Annotated in this window: 1 protein-coding gene; it reads left to right on the plus strand. The window is 59.0% G+C overall.

Annotated features, from left to right (window positions below):
• Nucleotides 1–783 (plus strand): VCBS domain-containing protein (locus ASU03_RS20355; RefSeq protein ID WP_197411323.1); only part of this gene is annotated, 783 nt, incomplete at both ends.

Genomic DNA, 783 nt, shown 5'->3' on the forward strand with positions numbered 1-783 from the left:
GGACCTTCACCGTGACGGCGCTGGATGGTTTGAAAAACCTTACCTTGGGCGATATCAGCATCGTCACGAATGGTGCGGTTTCGACTTTCCCGCAATCCGAACCCACCGGTTTTGGCAACACCCTGACCATCACCAACTACAACGCCACCACCGGCGTGATCAGCTACAGCTACACCCTCAACGGCACCGACACCCACCCAACCGGCGCCAATGCCAACAGCATCAGCGAGTCGTTCACGGTAACCGCGACCGACAGCAACAACAGCAGCGCAACCGGCTCGCTGGACGTCAACGTGGTCGATGACGTGCCCAAGGCCAACGACGACACCAATGCGCAAGTGGCCTCTGAGAGCCAACTGATCCTGACCGGCAGCGTGCTGGGCAACGATGTCCAAGGCGCCGACCGCATCCCTACTGGCCCGGTGACACCCGCAACCATCGTCGGCACCTACGGCACCCTGAACTTGCTGGCCGATGGCAGCTACACCTACACCCTGGACAAGACCGATACGCAATTCCTTGCCCTGAATGGCGGAGGCAACGGGACTGAAACCTTCTCCTACACGTTGACGGATGCCGATGGCGATACCAGCCCGGCCAACCTGGTCCTGCAGGTACATAACAACAACGATCCTGTTGTACTCACCGGTCTTCAATTAAACGGCGGCGAGTTGACCGTCTACGAAAAAAACCTGTTCGACGGCACCAGCCCGAACAGTCCCGCACTGACCCAGACCGGCACCTTCACGGTCACTGCCCTGGATGGCTTGAAAAACCTGACAG

This window comes from Colwellia sp. TT2012, from assembly GCF_001440345.1.
Taxonomy (GTDB): Bacteria; Pseudomonadota; Gammaproteobacteria; order Enterobacterales; family Alteromonadaceae; genus Colwellia.